Below are 13,277 nucleotides of genomic sequence, written 5' to 3'. Positions count from 1 at the left end.
CCCGCCGCCGGGGGCGGCGCCCGCCCCCCCCCCCCCCCCGCCCCCGCGACTTCGGGGGTTGGTGTTTCGGCGGAGGGGCCGGCGGGTGCGGGACGTCCGGGCGGTGCGGGGAAAATCCGGGAGGGCGGGCGTCCCTGCGGTGCTACGGTCGGGCGCCATGAGCTGGCTTCCCGATGACTTCGTCCATCCCGTCCAGGTGCCGCTGCCGGGCGGGGCCCATCACCTGCGGCCGGTCCGGGAGGCGGATGCCCCGCTCGACTACCCGGCCGTGATGGGCTCGCGCGAACGGCTGTGGACCCTCTTCGGTCCGGCCTGGGGCTGGCCCGCGGCCACCATGACCTTCGAGGCCAACCAGGCCGACCTGCTGCGGCACGAGAAGGAGATCGCCGCACACCAGTCCTTCAACTACGCGCTGCTCGACGCGGCCGAGACGGCCCTGCTCGGCTGCGTCTACATCGACCCGCCCGCGAAGGCCGGTGCGGACGGCGAGATCGCCTGGTGGGTGGTGGACGAGCTGGTGGGCAGCGAGGTCGAGCGGGCCATGGACGCGCTGGTGCCGCGGTGGATCGCCGCCGACTGGCCGTTCGAGCGGCCCCGCTTCCTCGGCCGTGGGATCTCCTGGTCGGACTGGCTCGCCCTGCCCGCGCACGCCGGCGCGTGAGCCGACCTCGTCCCGCGTGCCCCGGCCCACGCCGGGGCACGGGGGCGAACGTCATCGACCCCTGAGGGAGCGGGCGCACCGGGCACGCCGGCGTGCACCCGGCGGCTACGGCCCGACCGGTTCCAGCCGGAGCCGCCGGGACGGCCAGGGGGCCGGCTCGGCGGGGCCGAACCAGACGCGGACGTCCTCGCCGGTGCGGACGGGCAGTCGGGGGAAGTCGTTCTCGGCGTGCTCGGTGCGGTGCAACGCATGGTCCGGGAGCAGGTGTTCGGTGGCGAAGGAGTCGAAGGCGCCGCCGTGGACGGTCGCCGAGGCGGCCGGGTGGCAGACGGTGGCGAGGACCTCGCGGCGGCCCGCATGCGGTGTGAATCCGGGGCCGCGCAGCAGCAGGACGTCGTCGCTGTCGACCATGGTGGCGTTGGCCGCGTCGCGGTGCTCCCGCCAGACCGGGCCGCCGTAGAAGGCCTCCAGGGCGCGCCGCCGGTCGGCCATGTCGGGGAAGGCGCGCAGCCAGACGAAGCGGTCCGGATCGTCGAGGTCGCGGAAGCGGCCGCCGACGGTGATGCCGACCGCCTGCTGGCCCGTCACGAACTCGCGCTCGAACAGCTCGATCAGGGTCTCCCGGGCGCCGGGGTGCAGGGTGTACTGGCGGAGTTCGACGATGAGGTTCATGCCGTGGCCGCCCCGGTGGGGGTGAAGTCGTTCATGCGCCGCAGCGTAGGAGTGCTCTCCTGACACCACCTGTCAGTGGATACTGGGCGGCATGCGCGCGAGTCGGCTGGTCGCCCTGCTCCTGCTGCTCCAGAACCGGGGCCGGCTGACCGCCGAGCAGCTGGCGGGGGAGCTGGAGGTCTCCGTCCGTACGGTCTACCGGGACGTCCAGGCGCTCGCCGCCGCCGGAGTCCCGCTGTACGGCGACGCCGGGCACGCCGGCGGGTACCGGCTGGTCGACGGCTACCGGACCCGCCTCACCGGGCTGACCGCCGACGAGGCCCAGGCCGCCTTCCTCGCCGCACTCCCGGGCGCCGCCGCCGAGTTGGGCCTCGGCGAGGCGCTCACCGCCGCCCAGCTCAAACTGCGGGCGGCCCTGCCGGCGGAGCTGCGCGAGCACGCCGGGCGGATCCAGGAGCGCTTCCTGCTCGACGCGCCCGGCTGGTACGGCGCGGCGGACGAGACCCCGCACCTGGCCGCCGTCGCCGCCGCGGTGTGGGAGCGGCGGGCGGTGGTGCTGCGGTACCGGCGCTGGCGGGCGCCGGAGGAGATCGAGCGGCGGGTGGAGCCGTACGGGCTGGTGCTCAAGGCCGGGCGCTGGTACCTGGTCGCCGCCGGTCCGGGCGGGATGCGTACGTACCGGGTCGACCAGGTCGTCGGACTGCGCGTGCTGGACGAGGAGTTCGCGGTGCCGGACGGCTTCGGCCTGGGCGCGTACTGGACGGGCTACCTCGCGGACTTCCGGGCCCGGCTGCACACGGGGGAGGCGCTGGTCCGGCTCACCCCGGAGGGCGCCCGGCGCCTCGGGGTCGCCGCCGCGGACGAGGGCTGGACGGAGGCCCGGGTGCCGATCGAGTCGCCGGACCACGCGCACGGGGAGTTCCTGCGGCTGGGCGCCGACGTAGAGGTGCTGGAACCGGCCGAACTCCGTGACCGCATCGCCAGGACGGTACGGGCCCTGGCCGCCCGCTACGGGGGGTGATCCGCGGGCCCGGACAGCCGAGCGCCCGACCGGCGGGGTGCCGGTCGGGCGGGGTCGGGCGGGTCAGGCGACGAAGTGGTCGAACTCGCCGGCCTTGGCGCCGAGCACCCAGGCGTTGAACTTGATGCGGGTGGTGGTGACGACGAGGGTGGGGTCGTCGGACTGCCGGATGTAGACGTGGTCGCCCTCGGAGGCGATCTCGATCCAGTCATCCTTGTCGCTGCTGGTGCTGGACCTCTGCCAGTCGAGGTGGTCCACGAGTGCCCTCCTGGTGGTGCGTGGCGGCCGTATCGAGGGTACTGGTCCCTGTGCACGGACGGCGGCATCGTTTCGGTCATGTCAATTCGTGCGAGACGTTGTGCTATTCCATTGGGGTGTCAGTCGTTCCTACACTGAAGCCCCGCCGCACGGGGGCTGCGGGAGGCAGGTTTGCCGACGGGCCCGGGGGAGGCGCGTGTGACTGACCGGGGCTGGGACGAGGACGACGCCCGGCCGTACTTCTTCCTCTCCTACGCGCACACCCCCAAGGCCGGTGCGCGGGGCGCGAGCGACCCGAACCACTGGGTCAGGCAGTTGTACCGGGACCTCTGCGAGGCGGTGCTCCAGCTCACCACGGTCCCGGACGGGGCCGCGGTCGGCTTCATGGACGAGTCCATGCACCAGGGCGAGCTGTGGGCCGAACGGTTGTCCGACGAGTTGGCGACCTGCCGGGTGTTCGTGCCCCTGTACTCCCCGAGGTACTTCAACAGCGTTCCGTGCGGCCAGGAATGGCACGCGTTCACCCGCCGGCCGGTCTACCCGGCGAACCTCGACTCCGAGCGCACCAGCGGCATCGTCCCGGTGCTGTGGGCGCCGATGAGCCGCTACCGGCTGCCGAACGTGGCCAGTGAACTCCAGTTCAACCACGCGAGTTTCGGGCCCGAGTACGCCACCGAGGGCCTGTACGCCCTGATGAAGCTCAGCTACTTCCGCTCCTCCTACGAGCTGGCGGTGCACCGGCTGGCGGCCCGGATCGTGCAGGTCGCGGAGGAGACGGTGATCCCGGTCGGGCGGCGGCTGGGATTCAACGGCCTGCCGAGCGCGTTCAACGTCACCGCCCCGACCAAGCAGCTGCGGATCTCCGTACTCGCCTACCACCAGAACGAGTTGCCCGCCGACCGCAGCCCCGACTACTACGGCGAGCGGCGCACCGACTGGCACCCGTACCGGCCGGTCGGCTCGCCGATCGCCCAGCACGCGGCGCGCCTCGCCCGGCAGTTGGGGTTCCAGCCGACCGTGCACGAGTTCGACGAGGAGGTCGAGTCGATCATCGGGGGCAACGCCGAGGCGCCCGGCCTGCTGCTGCTCGACCGCTGGGCGCTGCGCGACCCGCGCCGGCGCGAGCTGGTCCGGCGCTTCGACCGCTCGGACGCCACCTGGGTGAGCATCCTGGAGCCGTTCAACGGCGACGACCCGGAGTGCGCCGACCGCGCCGACGAGCTGGGCGACCTGACCGACGAGACGCTGCGCATCACCCGGCGGGCGAGCCGGCCGAGCTTCCTCGGCGCGACCGGACCGACCGGGCTGCACTCCCTGGAGGACTTCGACGACGCGCTGCCGCGGGCGGCGATGAAGGCCAAGTACGCGTTCGAGGGCCGCACCCGGGCCGAACCGGAGGAACCGCCGCCGCCCCGGCCGAGCCTGCGGGACGCGTTCCGGCGCGGCCCGGGCGGGTACGGACCGGACGGATCCCCGGCGGACCCCTTCGAGGACGACCGGGGCGACGACCGCGCCGACGGCGACGGCACCGGCCGCACCACCGGTACCACCCACCGACGTCGGGACAACGGCGACGACCCGCACCGCGAGCGTGACCCGCACCGCGAGCGCGACCCGTACCGCGAGCAGGACCCGCACCGCGAGCACGACCCGTACCGCGACGACGGCGATGAACCCGATGACGGGATGGCGCCCTTGGGAGGACGAGGACCGCGATGACTGACAACCGCACCAGGAACCTCCGTCTCGGCGGGCTCACCTCCGCCGACCTGGCCGCCCAGCGGGAGGCCGAGCGGCAGGCGGCGGAACAGGACCGCAACGGCCGGATCATCACCTTCTACTCGTACAAGGGCGGCACCGGCCGCACCATGGCGCTGGCCAACACCGCCTGGATCCTGGCCGCCAACGGCTTCCGCGTGCTCACCGTGGACTGGGACCTGGAGGCGCCCGGCCTCGCCAAGTTCTTCCACCCGTTCCTCGACCCGGCCTCGCTGGCCGGGACCACCGGGATGATGGACCTGATCGCCGAGTACCGCGAGGAGGCGCTGCGCCCGGTCGAGCACGCCGAGGGCTGGCACCTGGACTTCGCCCGGGTGCACCCGCACGCGCTCTCGCTCACCTGGCCGCACTTCCCGGCCGGCGGCAGCCTGGACTTCCTCTCCGCGGGCCAGTTCAACCGGGACTACTCCGAGGCCGTCACCCACCTCGACTGGGACATCTTCTACGACCGCTTCGACGGCGGGCAGTTCTTCGACGCCCTCAAGGCCGACATGGCCAAGCGCTACGACTACGTGCTGATCGACTCCCGCACCGGCCTGTCCGACATCGCCGAGATCTGCACCGTCCAGATGCCCGACGACCTGGTGGTCTGCTTCACCCTCAGCGACCAGTCCATCGACGGTGCCTCCCGGATCGCCCAGCACATCCACGACCGCTACCGCGAGCGCGGGATCCGCATCCTGCCCGTCCCGATGCGCATCGACGAGGGCGAGAAGGAGAAGGCCGACGCCGGCCGCGCCCTCGCCCGGGTCCGCTTCGACGGGCTGCCGGCCGGCTTCGACGGCGAGGAACTCGCCCAGTACTGGGGCTCGGTGGAGATCCCGTACCGGCCGTTCTACGCCTACGAGGAGATCCTCGCCACCTTCGGCGACCAGACCGGCACGCCCACCTCGATGCTGGCCGCCTGCGAGCGGCTCACCTCCATGATCACCGAGGGCCGGGCGGCCGGCCTGCCGCCGGTGGACGAGGAGGTGCGGCTGCGCTTCGTGGACGCGTTCACCCGCCGCCGCCCGTCCGTGCCCGCCGACCTCTACCTCTCCTACGTCCCCGAGGACCGGATGTGGGCGGACTGGATCGAGTCCGTCCTGACCAGGGCCGGCTTCCGGGTGCTGCCGCGCGACCTCAGCGCCGGCACCGACCCGCGCGAGGAGACCGAGCGCGGCATCGACTCCGCGTACCGGACGGTCGCCGTGCTCTCGCCCGCCTACCAGCGCTCCCCGCAGGCGCGGGCGCTGTGGGAGTCGGTGGTCAGCTCCGACCCCTCCGGCACCCGGCGCCAGCTGCTGCCCGTCCGGGTCGGCGACGTGCGGCTCACCGCGCCGTTCAGCAACCGCAACCCGGTCGACCTGGTCGGCCGCGACGAGACGCAGTCGATCCAGAGCCTGCTGCGCGCGCTCGGCCGCGGCGACACCCCGCTCGACGACGCGCCCAGCGGCGGCCCGCGCTTCCCCGGCAGCAAGCCCTCGGTGTGGGACGTCCCGCCGCGCAACCCCTCCTTCACCGGCCGCTCCGCCGTCCTGGAGCAGCTGCGCAACCAGCTGCGCGGCGGCATGGCGGCCGTGCTGCCCACCCCGCAGACCCTGTACGGGCTCGGCGGCGTCGGCAAGACCCAGGTGGCGCTGGAGTACGCCCACCGCTTCATGTCCGACTACGACCTGGTCTGGTGGATCGACGCCGAGCAGACCGAGCTGGTCGCGCCGGCGCTGGCCGAACTCGCCCGCCGGCTGGGCCTGCGGGTCGGCGACTCGGTGACCGAGGCCGCCGAGGCGGCCAGGGAGGCGCTGCGGCGCGGCGTGCCCACCTCGCGCTGGCTGCTGATCTTCGACAACGCCGACGAGCCCGCCGAGATCCGCCGGTTCTTCCCCGGCGGCTCCGGCCACATCCTGGTCACCTCCCGCAACCAGGCCTGGACCGGGCACGCCGAGGCGCTGGAGGTCGACGTCTTCACCCGCGGCGAGAGCGTCGAGCACCTGTGCCGGCGCGCCCGCAGCCTCTCCCGCCCGGACGCCGACCGGGTCGCCGAGGCGGTCGGGGACCTGCCGCTGGCCGTCGAGGTGGCCGCCGCCTGGCTGGACACCACCGGCACCCCGGTGGAGACCTACGTCTCCCAGCTGCACGCCGAGGCCGCCCGCGCGCTGGCCGTCGGCCGCCCGGCCGACTACCCGACGCCGGTCGCCGCGACCTGGAACGTGTCGATCGGACGGCTGCGCCAGCAGTCCCCGGCGGCCGTCCGGCTGCTCCAGCTGTGCGCGTTCTTCGCGCCCGAGCCGATCTCGATGAACCTCTTCTACAGCGACCAGATGATCCGGGCGCTGGTGAAGTTCGACGCCGACCTCAGCGACAAGTTCATGCTGGGCAAGGTGATCCAGGCGATCGGCCGGTACGCGCTGGCCAAGGTCGACGCCGGCAGCAACAGCTTCCAGGTGCACCGGCTCGTCCAGGCGGTGATCCGGGCCGGGATGACCGCCGACGAGCAGGAGATCGCCGTCCACGAGGTGCACCGCATCCTCACCGGCGCCCGGCCCGTCCTCGGCGACACCGACGACCCGGCCAACTGGCCCGCCTTCGACGAGATCTGGCCGCACCTGTCGCCGTCCAAGGCGCACAACTGCGACGAGGCGGACACCCGCCAGCTGCTCATCGACCGGGTCCGCTACCTGTGGAAGCGCGGCGAGCTCGACCGCGCCCGCGACCTCGGCCACGCCCTGGACGTGGAGTGGACCGGCAAGCTCGGCGAGAACGACCGGCAGACCCTGCTGCTGCGCTTCCAACTCGCCAACGTGCTGCGCTCCCAGGGCAACTACGGTGAGGCGCTGGCCCTGGACGAGGACACCCTGGAGCGCCAGCGGGGCCTGCTCGGCGAGCACCACCCGTACACCCTGATGACGGCCGGCTCGCTCGGCGCCGACCGCCGGGCGCTCGGCCGGTTCCAGGCCGCGCTCGACCTCGATCGCGAAATCCTCGACCAGTTCCGCGAGTTGTTCGGCGACGACAACCCGCGCACGCTCTCCATGGCGAACAACCTGGCGATCGACTACCGGCTGGTCGGCGACAGCGAGGCGGCCCGCGAACTCGACCAGGAGACCCTCGACCGGCGCACCGCCGTCCTCGGCCCCAAGCACCCCTACACCCTGTCCACCAAGTCCAACCTGGCCCGCGACCTGCGCGAACTCGGCGACTACCGCGGCTCGGTGGACCTGCTCCAGGAGGTCACCTCCGACCTCGGCGACGTGCTCGACCCGGACCTGCCGGAGAACCTGCGCAACGCCAAGTCGCTGGCCGTCTCGCTGCGCCGGATCGGCCAGCTCGCCGAGGCCCGCCGGATCACCAAGGAGACCTACGAGCGCTACCTGGAGCGCTACGGCGCCGACGCCCCCGACGCGCTCGCCTGCGCGCTCAACCTGGCCGCCGACCACAGCGCCTCCGGCGACAAGGAGGCCGCCCGCGACCTCTGCTCCACCGTCTTCGAGGGCCACCGGCGGCTGTTCGGCGACGAGCACCCGTTCACCCTGGCCTGCGCCAACAACCTCGGCATCTACCTGCGGGGCAGCGGCGACGTCCCGGGCGCCATCGAGCGCGGCCGGCTCACCGTCGAGGGGCTGACCCGCTCGGTCGGGCCGGAGCACCCGTACACCCTCAACGCGATGATCAACCTGGCCAACGCCTACGGCGACGACGGGCAGCTGGACCGCGCCGAGCGGCTCGGCCGGGCCGCGTACCAGGGGCTGTGCGACCGCTACAGCGCCCAGCACCCGGACGCGGTGGCCTGCGAGGCCAACCTGGCGATCACCCTGCGGTCCGGCGGACGGCACACCCAGGCGGCCGAGCTGAGGGCGCGGGCGATCTCCGAGCTGATCCGGCAGGTCGGCGAGGAGCACCCCAACACGGTCTCCGCGCGGGGCTGGAAGCGGATCAACCGCGACCTGGAGCCGCAGCCGGTCTGACCGGGAAGGGGGGGCGGGGTGCGCCGCCGGCGAGGGCTGCGCACCCGAAGCAGGGGTGGCAGCCGGACGAGGGCGCGCCGCCGGACCGGGGGGTACGCTCCCTGACCATGAGCACCCCGCCCCCGGTCCTGGTCACCCGGCGCCTCGCCCCCGGCGTCGTCGAACGGCTCACCGCGCACCACGCCGCCACCTGCCACGACTCCGACCTGGCGATGGACCGGGCCGCGCTGCTGGACGCCGTCCGCGGCCGGCGGGCCGTGATCACCACCCTGGACGACCGGGTGGACGCCGGGTTCCTCGACGCGGCCGGCCCGCAGCTGGCCGTCGTCGCCAACCACGCCGTCGGCTACCACAACGTGGACGTGGCCGCCTGCGCCGAACGCGGCGTCCTGGTCACCAACACCCCGGGCGTGCTCACCACCGCCACCGCCGACATGGCCTGGGCGCTGCTGCTGGCCGCCACCCGCCGGCTCGGCGAGGGCGAACGGCTGCTGCGCTCCGGCGCGTCCTGGACCTGGGCGCCGAACTTCCTGCTCGGCCTGGAGCTGGCCGGCACCCCGCTGGGCGTGCTCGGCATGGGCCGGATCGGCCGGGCGGTGGCCCGCCGGGCCCGCGCCTTCGACATGCCGGTCAGCTACCACAACCGCCGCGAACTGCCGACCGGTCAGGCCGAGGGCGCCGACTGGAAGCCGCTGGAGGACCTGCTCGCCACCTCCACCGTGCTGGTCGTCACCTGCCCGTTCACCGAGGGGACCCGGCACCTGCTGGACGCCCGCCGCCTCGCCCTGCTGCCGCGCGGTGCGGTGGTGGTCAGCATGACCGCGGGCGTGGTCGACGAGGAGGCGCTGGCCGCCGCACTGGAGTCCGGCGCGCTGTTCGCCGCCGCCGTGGACAACTTCGAGCACGAGCCGGCCGTCCCGTCCGCGCTGCTCGCCCAGGAGCGCGCGGTGCTCGCCCCGCACCTGGGCAGCGCCACCGTCCGCACCCGGCAGGCGATGGGCGGCCTGGCGGTGGACAACGTGCTGGCGGTGCTCGGCGGCTCAGCGCCCCTGACGCCGGTGGAGGTCTGAGCCCGGGCCGCCCCAGCCCGCGGCCCAGGCCAGCGCGGTGGTCATCACCCGGAACGCCCCGAAGTGCGCGGCGCCGGGCTCCAGGAACAGTTCGGCGTCCGGGATGTGGTCGGCCAGCCAGCGGGAGTGGTCGACCGGCGAGAACTGGTCGTCCGCGCCGTGCCAGAGCCAGGTCGGCACCCGGACCGACCCGACCTCGAACCCCCAGTCGGCGGTGAAGGCCAGCACGTCGTCGATCCAGCCGTCTGCGCCGTGCCGGAACGCCTCCCGGTAGTTGCTCTGGAGCATCCGCCGCAGTCCGCTGTCGGCCACCACCTCGCGGTCGGCGGCGGAGAGTTCGGTGCGCAGCCCGTTCAGCAGCCGGACCGGGTCGTCCTTGATCTGCCGGGAGCGGAACTCCATCGCGTCGGCGATCCGGCCGTGCCCGCGCTCGGCCTCCTGGTAGGCGCGGACGTTGGACGGCGTCATCCCCGCGTACCAGTCCAGGCCGGCCGCGTTGCGCGGCGCGAGGCCGACCAGCACCGCCGCCCGGCTGACCCGCCCCGGCAGCAGCGCCGCGCAGGCCAGCGCGTGCGGGCCGCCGCCGGAGCGGCCGAGCACGGCGAAGCTGTCCAGCCCGAACTCGTCCGCGATGGTCCGCACGTCCGCGGCCGCCGCGCTCACCCGGCGGCCGAACAGCCGGGTCGAGTCGCCGTAGCCCGGCCGGTCGTACGAGATCAGCCGCACGCCCAGCCGGTACAGCACGGTGCTGCGCGGGTGCGGGCCGACCCGGCTGCCGGGCATGCCGTGCAGCAGGAACACCGGACGGCCGCGCGGGTCGCCGAGGGACTCGACGGCGAGCGCGCGGTCGTCCGCCGTTTTGATCATCCGTAACGACACCTGCGGCCTCCTCAGTGCTCCGGGTCGGTTGCGTGCTCCCGGTCGGTGGTGGTGCGTACCTCCCGGCGGGCCTGCCAGGTGGTGTGCTCGCGGGAGATCGCGTCCTCGGCGTCCCGGGCCAGGCGGGCCCAGATCTCCTCGGCCTCCATCGACTCCAGGTCCAGCTGGGCGAGTTGGCGCTGGATCTGTGCCAGCTCCTCGGCGGCCAGGGCGTACGCGGCGGCCAGCGGCCGGTACTGGCGCAGCTGCGCCCAGGCGGCGACCGAGGCGGCCACCGCCGAGACCGTGCCCAGCGCGTCGTAGCTGAACGCGCCGAGCGCCCGCAGCAGGGCGAGCACCAGGCCGAGCGCGGGCAGCAGCACGCCCAGCACCCCGGCCCAGTGCCCGGCGCGGGCGCAGTAGCGGGCCTTGGCGCGGTACCAGTCGTGCTGCAGCTGGATCCGCTCGGCCAGGTACACCTCGCGGCGCACCGCCAGCGGCTGGCCGCGCAGGTCGTGCATGGCCGGGGTGATCTCCACCCCGGCGTCCGGGACGGCCACCGGGCTGTCCCGGAACGCGCCGAGCACCCCGGAGAGCTGGAAGCGGTACAGGCCCTCGGCGTCCGGCAGGGCGCGCGGCGGGGGCTGGTAGGCGTCGGCCCGGACGGCGTACTTCCAGGCCAGCGTCTTCACCGACTCGGCGGCCGCCCGCCCCTCGTACCAGAGGCCCTGCGGGTTCTGCCGGCTGATCACCACCGCCAGCACGATCGCGCCGAGGTAGGCGGCCGCAGCCGGCCAGGCCCAGGGCTCGCCGTCGGCCGAGCCGGTCGCCGCGGCGGCCACCAGCAGGACCAGTTCCCAGGCGGAGAGCAGCACCGAGCGCCGCTGCCCGCGCAGCGACGCCGAGTCGGCGGCCCAGAAGAACTCGGGCAGCAGGTCCCGCTCACGCACCCACCCGGTCCGTCCCGCAACAGACGCCATGTTCGGCCCCCACCAGTCGCTCCGGTCGCACCGCTCTCCTGCCCCGGGGGACTCGCCGGTACGCCTGGTGACGGCCGGGGCGGCCGGATGTGGCCGGGAAGCCCCGGTGGTTGTCCGGTACTCCCCGTGTTCGGGCCGGTACCCAGCGTGCGGGAGGTGGCGGGGGCGCGCACCGGCCGGCGGATGTGCGCGGGCGACCTGCCGGTGCGGCCGGGCGGAGTGCGGGCCGGTGCGCGCGGCCGGCGGGTGCCGCTCAGTAGGTGTAGAAGACCCGCTCGGTGTTCTCGGCCATCTGCTCGGCGTTCCACTCGGTGCCGCCCGGCACGTTGCCGGAGCGGAACAGCGGCGGCGCGGGGCACTCCCCGGCGGCCGCCCGGTCGGCCAGCCGGCCGACCGCCGAGGCGACCACGGCCTGCATCAGCGCGCTGGTCACGATGGTGGAGACCGGGCCGAAGGTGGTCTCGGCGCCCGGGTGGCTCAGCTCGCCGTCGCCGACCGCGATCTTGCTGTCCAGCACCACGTCGCAGTGGTCCTTCAGGTAGGTGCCGGTCGGGTGCGCCGAGGGCACCTCCCGCGGGTAGGCCAGCGAGGTCACGCCGACCACCTTGAGGCCGCGGTCCCGGGCGTAGCGGGCCAGCTCGACCGGCATCACCTGGCGGCCGGAGAGCGAGATCACGAACAGCAGGTCCCCGGCGGTCGCCGGGGTCAGGTCCAGGGTGGCGGTGGCCAGCCCGGAGACCCGCTCCAGCGCGCTGGACAGCGGCGCGGGCATCACCGTCACCCCGGCGGTCCCGGGCACGTTCAGCAGGTTCACCGGGACCAGTCCGCCGGCCCGGTAGACCACGTCCTGGGCCGGCAGCGCGGAGTGCCCGGCACCGAAGGTGAAGACCCGGCGACCCTCGGTCATCGCCTCCGCCAGCAGCGCGGCGGCGGCCTCGATGGTGTCGGCCTCCTCCTCGCGGACCCGCTGGAGGTGGGAGATCGCGGCGTCGAAGTACCGGCCGACCAGGTCGTTCATCTGCTGCCTTCGCTCTCTGCCGGTGGGGGATTCCGGCCAGGTGGGGTGGTCCGGGTGGTCCAGACCGCCGGTGGAGAAAGCTTCGGCGAGCACGGTCGCGCCCCGGTGGCATCGTTGTCAACAGGAACAAAACGGGCCTCCGGAGCCCCGGGGCGGGCCCGGTTGTCGGTCCGGTACGTCAGAATTGGCGGTGAGGACACCGAAGAACGGAGCCAGCGGCGATGTCTGGGCTGATCGACACCACTGAGATGTACCTTCGCACCATCCTGGAGCTGGAGGAGGAGGGCATCGTCCCGATGCGTGCCCGGATCGCGGAGCGCCTGGAACAGAGCGGCCCCACGGTCAGCCAGACGGTCGGCCGGATGGAGCGCGACGGGCTGCTCCAGGTCGCCGGGGACCGCCACCTCGAACTGACCGAGGAGGGCCGTCGGCTCGCGGTGCGCGTCATGCGCAAGCACCGCATCGCCGAGTGCCTGCTCGTCGACGTGATCGGCCTGGAGTGGGAGCAGGTGCACGAGGAGGCCTGCCGCTGGGAGCACGTGATGAGCGAGACGGTCGAGCGCAAGGTGCTCGCCATGCTCGGCCACCCCACCCAGTCGCCGTACGGGAACCCGATCCCGGGCCTGGACGAGCTGGGCGACACCAAGGCGGAGGGCGAGGGCTTCGACGCCGGGCTCGTCCCGCTGGACACCGTCAAGCCGGGCGAGGCCGGGGCCGACGTGGTGGTCCGCCGGATCGGCGAGCCGATCCAGACGGACAGCGCGCTGATGAGCACCCTGCGCCGGGCCGGTGTCCGGCCGGGCTCCACGGTCAAGGTGAGCGCCGGCGTCGGCGGCGTGCTGGTCGGCACCGGGGACAACGCGGCGGAGCTGGGCAAGGACATCGCCCAGCACGTCTTCGTCGCCCAGGCCTGAGGCACCGGACGCGAACAGCCGAGCGGGGGGGGGGGGGCCGCCGGGCCCCGGCCCCCCCGGGCCCCCCCGCCCCCCCCCGCCCCCCCCGAGGGGGGGAGTTAG

At 74.1% G+C, this 13,277-nt stretch carries 11 protein-coding genes; 6 read left to right on the top strand and 5 right to left on the bottom strand.

The features are described 5' to 3' along the window. The first annotated feature begins 157 nt into the window (after positions 1 to 157). Complete coding sequence (locus ACFVHV_RS17445; protein ID WP_380351896.1) at positions 158 to 661, top strand: N-acetyltransferase; 504 nt, start codon at positions 158 to 160, stop codon at positions 659 to 661. A 105-nt stretch (positions 662 to 766) separates the two neighbouring features. Here ACFVHV_RS17445 and ACFVHV_RS17440 read toward each other — a convergent pair whose 3' ends face one another. Continuing rightward, positions 767 to 1,333: an NIPSNAP family protein gene (locus ACFVHV_RS17440; RefSeq protein ID WP_359902150.1), complete on the bottom strand. Its 567-nt coding sequence runs from the start codon at positions 1,331 to 1,333 to the stop codon at positions 767 to 769. Between the two features lie 91 nt (positions 1,334 to 1,424). Here ACFVHV_RS17440 and ACFVHV_RS17435 point away from each other — a divergent pair, with 91 nt between their 5' ends. Then, entirely contained in the window at positions 1,425 to 2,354 is a 930-nt protein-coding gene (locus ACFVHV_RS17435) for a YafY family protein (RefSeq protein WP_359902153.1), read from the top strand. A 63-nt stretch (positions 2,355 to 2,417) separates the two neighbouring features. Here ACFVHV_RS17435 and ACFVHV_RS17430 read toward each other — a convergent pair whose 3' ends face one another. Further along, positions 2,418 to 2,612 carry a DUF397 domain-containing protein gene (locus tag ACFVHV_RS17430; protein ID WP_359902156.1) on the bottom strand — a complete coding sequence of 65 codons (195 nt, stop codon included), beginning with the start codon at positions 2,610 to 2,612 and terminating at the stop codon, positions 2,418 to 2,420. 198 nt (positions 2,613 to 2,810) lie between these two features. Between ACFVHV_RS17430 and ACFVHV_RS17425 the strand changes: the two genes are divergently transcribed. From ACFVHV_RS17425 to ACFVHV_RS17415, 3 genes are all read left to right on the top strand, one after another. Then, positions 2,811 to 4,331 (top strand): TIR-like protein FxsC, encoded by a 1,521-nt coding sequence (locus ACFVHV_RS17425; RefSeq protein WP_380351894.1) that lies wholly within the window; start codon positions 2,811 to 2,813, stop codon positions 4,329 to 4,331. Further along, positions 4,328 to 8,335, top strand: coding sequence for an FxSxx-COOH system tetratricopeptide repeat protein (gene fxsT, locus ACFVHV_RS17420; protein WP_380351892.1), 4,008 nt, complete (start codon positions 4,328 to 4,330; stop codon positions 8,333 to 8,335). Before ACFVHV_RS17425 ends, fxsT begins: the two co-directional genes overlap by 4 nt. 107 nt (positions 8,336 to 8,442) lie before the next feature. After that, positions 8,443 to 9,405, top strand: coding sequence for a D-glycerate dehydrogenase (locus tag ACFVHV_RS17415; RefSeq protein ID WP_359902161.1), 963 nt, complete (start codon positions 8,443 to 8,445; stop codon positions 9,403 to 9,405). Here ACFVHV_RS17415 and ACFVHV_RS17410 read toward each other — a convergent pair. From ACFVHV_RS17410 to ACFVHV_RS17400, 3 genes are all read right to left on the bottom strand, one after another. Next, positions 9,376 to 10,272, bottom strand: a complete 897-nt coding sequence (locus ACFVHV_RS17410) for an alpha/beta fold hydrolase (protein ID WP_359902164.1) — start codon at positions 10,270 to 10,272, stop codon at positions 9,376 to 9,378. The genes ACFVHV_RS17415 and ACFVHV_RS17410 overlap by 30 nt on opposite strands. Before the next feature lie 23 nt (positions 10,273 to 10,295). After that, positions 10,296 to 11,213 carry a DUF4231 domain-containing protein gene (locus tag ACFVHV_RS17405; RefSeq protein ID WP_359902167.1) on the bottom strand — a complete coding sequence of 306 codons (918 nt, stop codon included), beginning with the start codon at positions 11,211 to 11,213 and terminating at the stop codon, positions 10,296 to 10,298. 283 nt (positions 11,214 to 11,496) lie between these two features. Continuing rightward, positions 11,497 to 12,261 carry an SIS domain-containing protein gene (locus ACFVHV_RS17400; RefSeq protein WP_359902325.1) on the bottom strand — a complete coding sequence of 255 codons (765 nt, stop codon included), beginning with the start codon at positions 12,259 to 12,261 and terminating at the stop codon, positions 11,497 to 11,499. A 221-nt stretch (positions 12,262 to 12,482) separates the two neighbouring features. Here ACFVHV_RS17400 and ACFVHV_RS17395 point away from each other — a divergent pair, with 221 nt between their 5' ends. After that, a complete protein-coding gene (locus ACFVHV_RS17395) occupies positions 12,483 to 13,175 on the top strand; it encodes a metal-dependent transcriptional regulator (protein ID WP_049649967.1) in 693 nt (230 codons plus the stop codon). The last annotated feature ends 102 nt before the right edge of the window (positions 13,176 to 13,277 follow it).

Origin of the sequence: Kitasatospora sp. NPDC127116 (assembly GCF_042677365.1) — a bacterium.
GTDB classification, from domain to species: domain Bacteria; phylum Actinomycetota; class Actinomycetes; order Streptomycetales; family Streptomycetaceae; genus Kitasatospora; species Kitasatospora lactacystinica.
The sequence above is the reverse complement of the archived record's forward strand: the minus strand, read 5'-3'. Positions and strand labels throughout refer to the sequence as shown.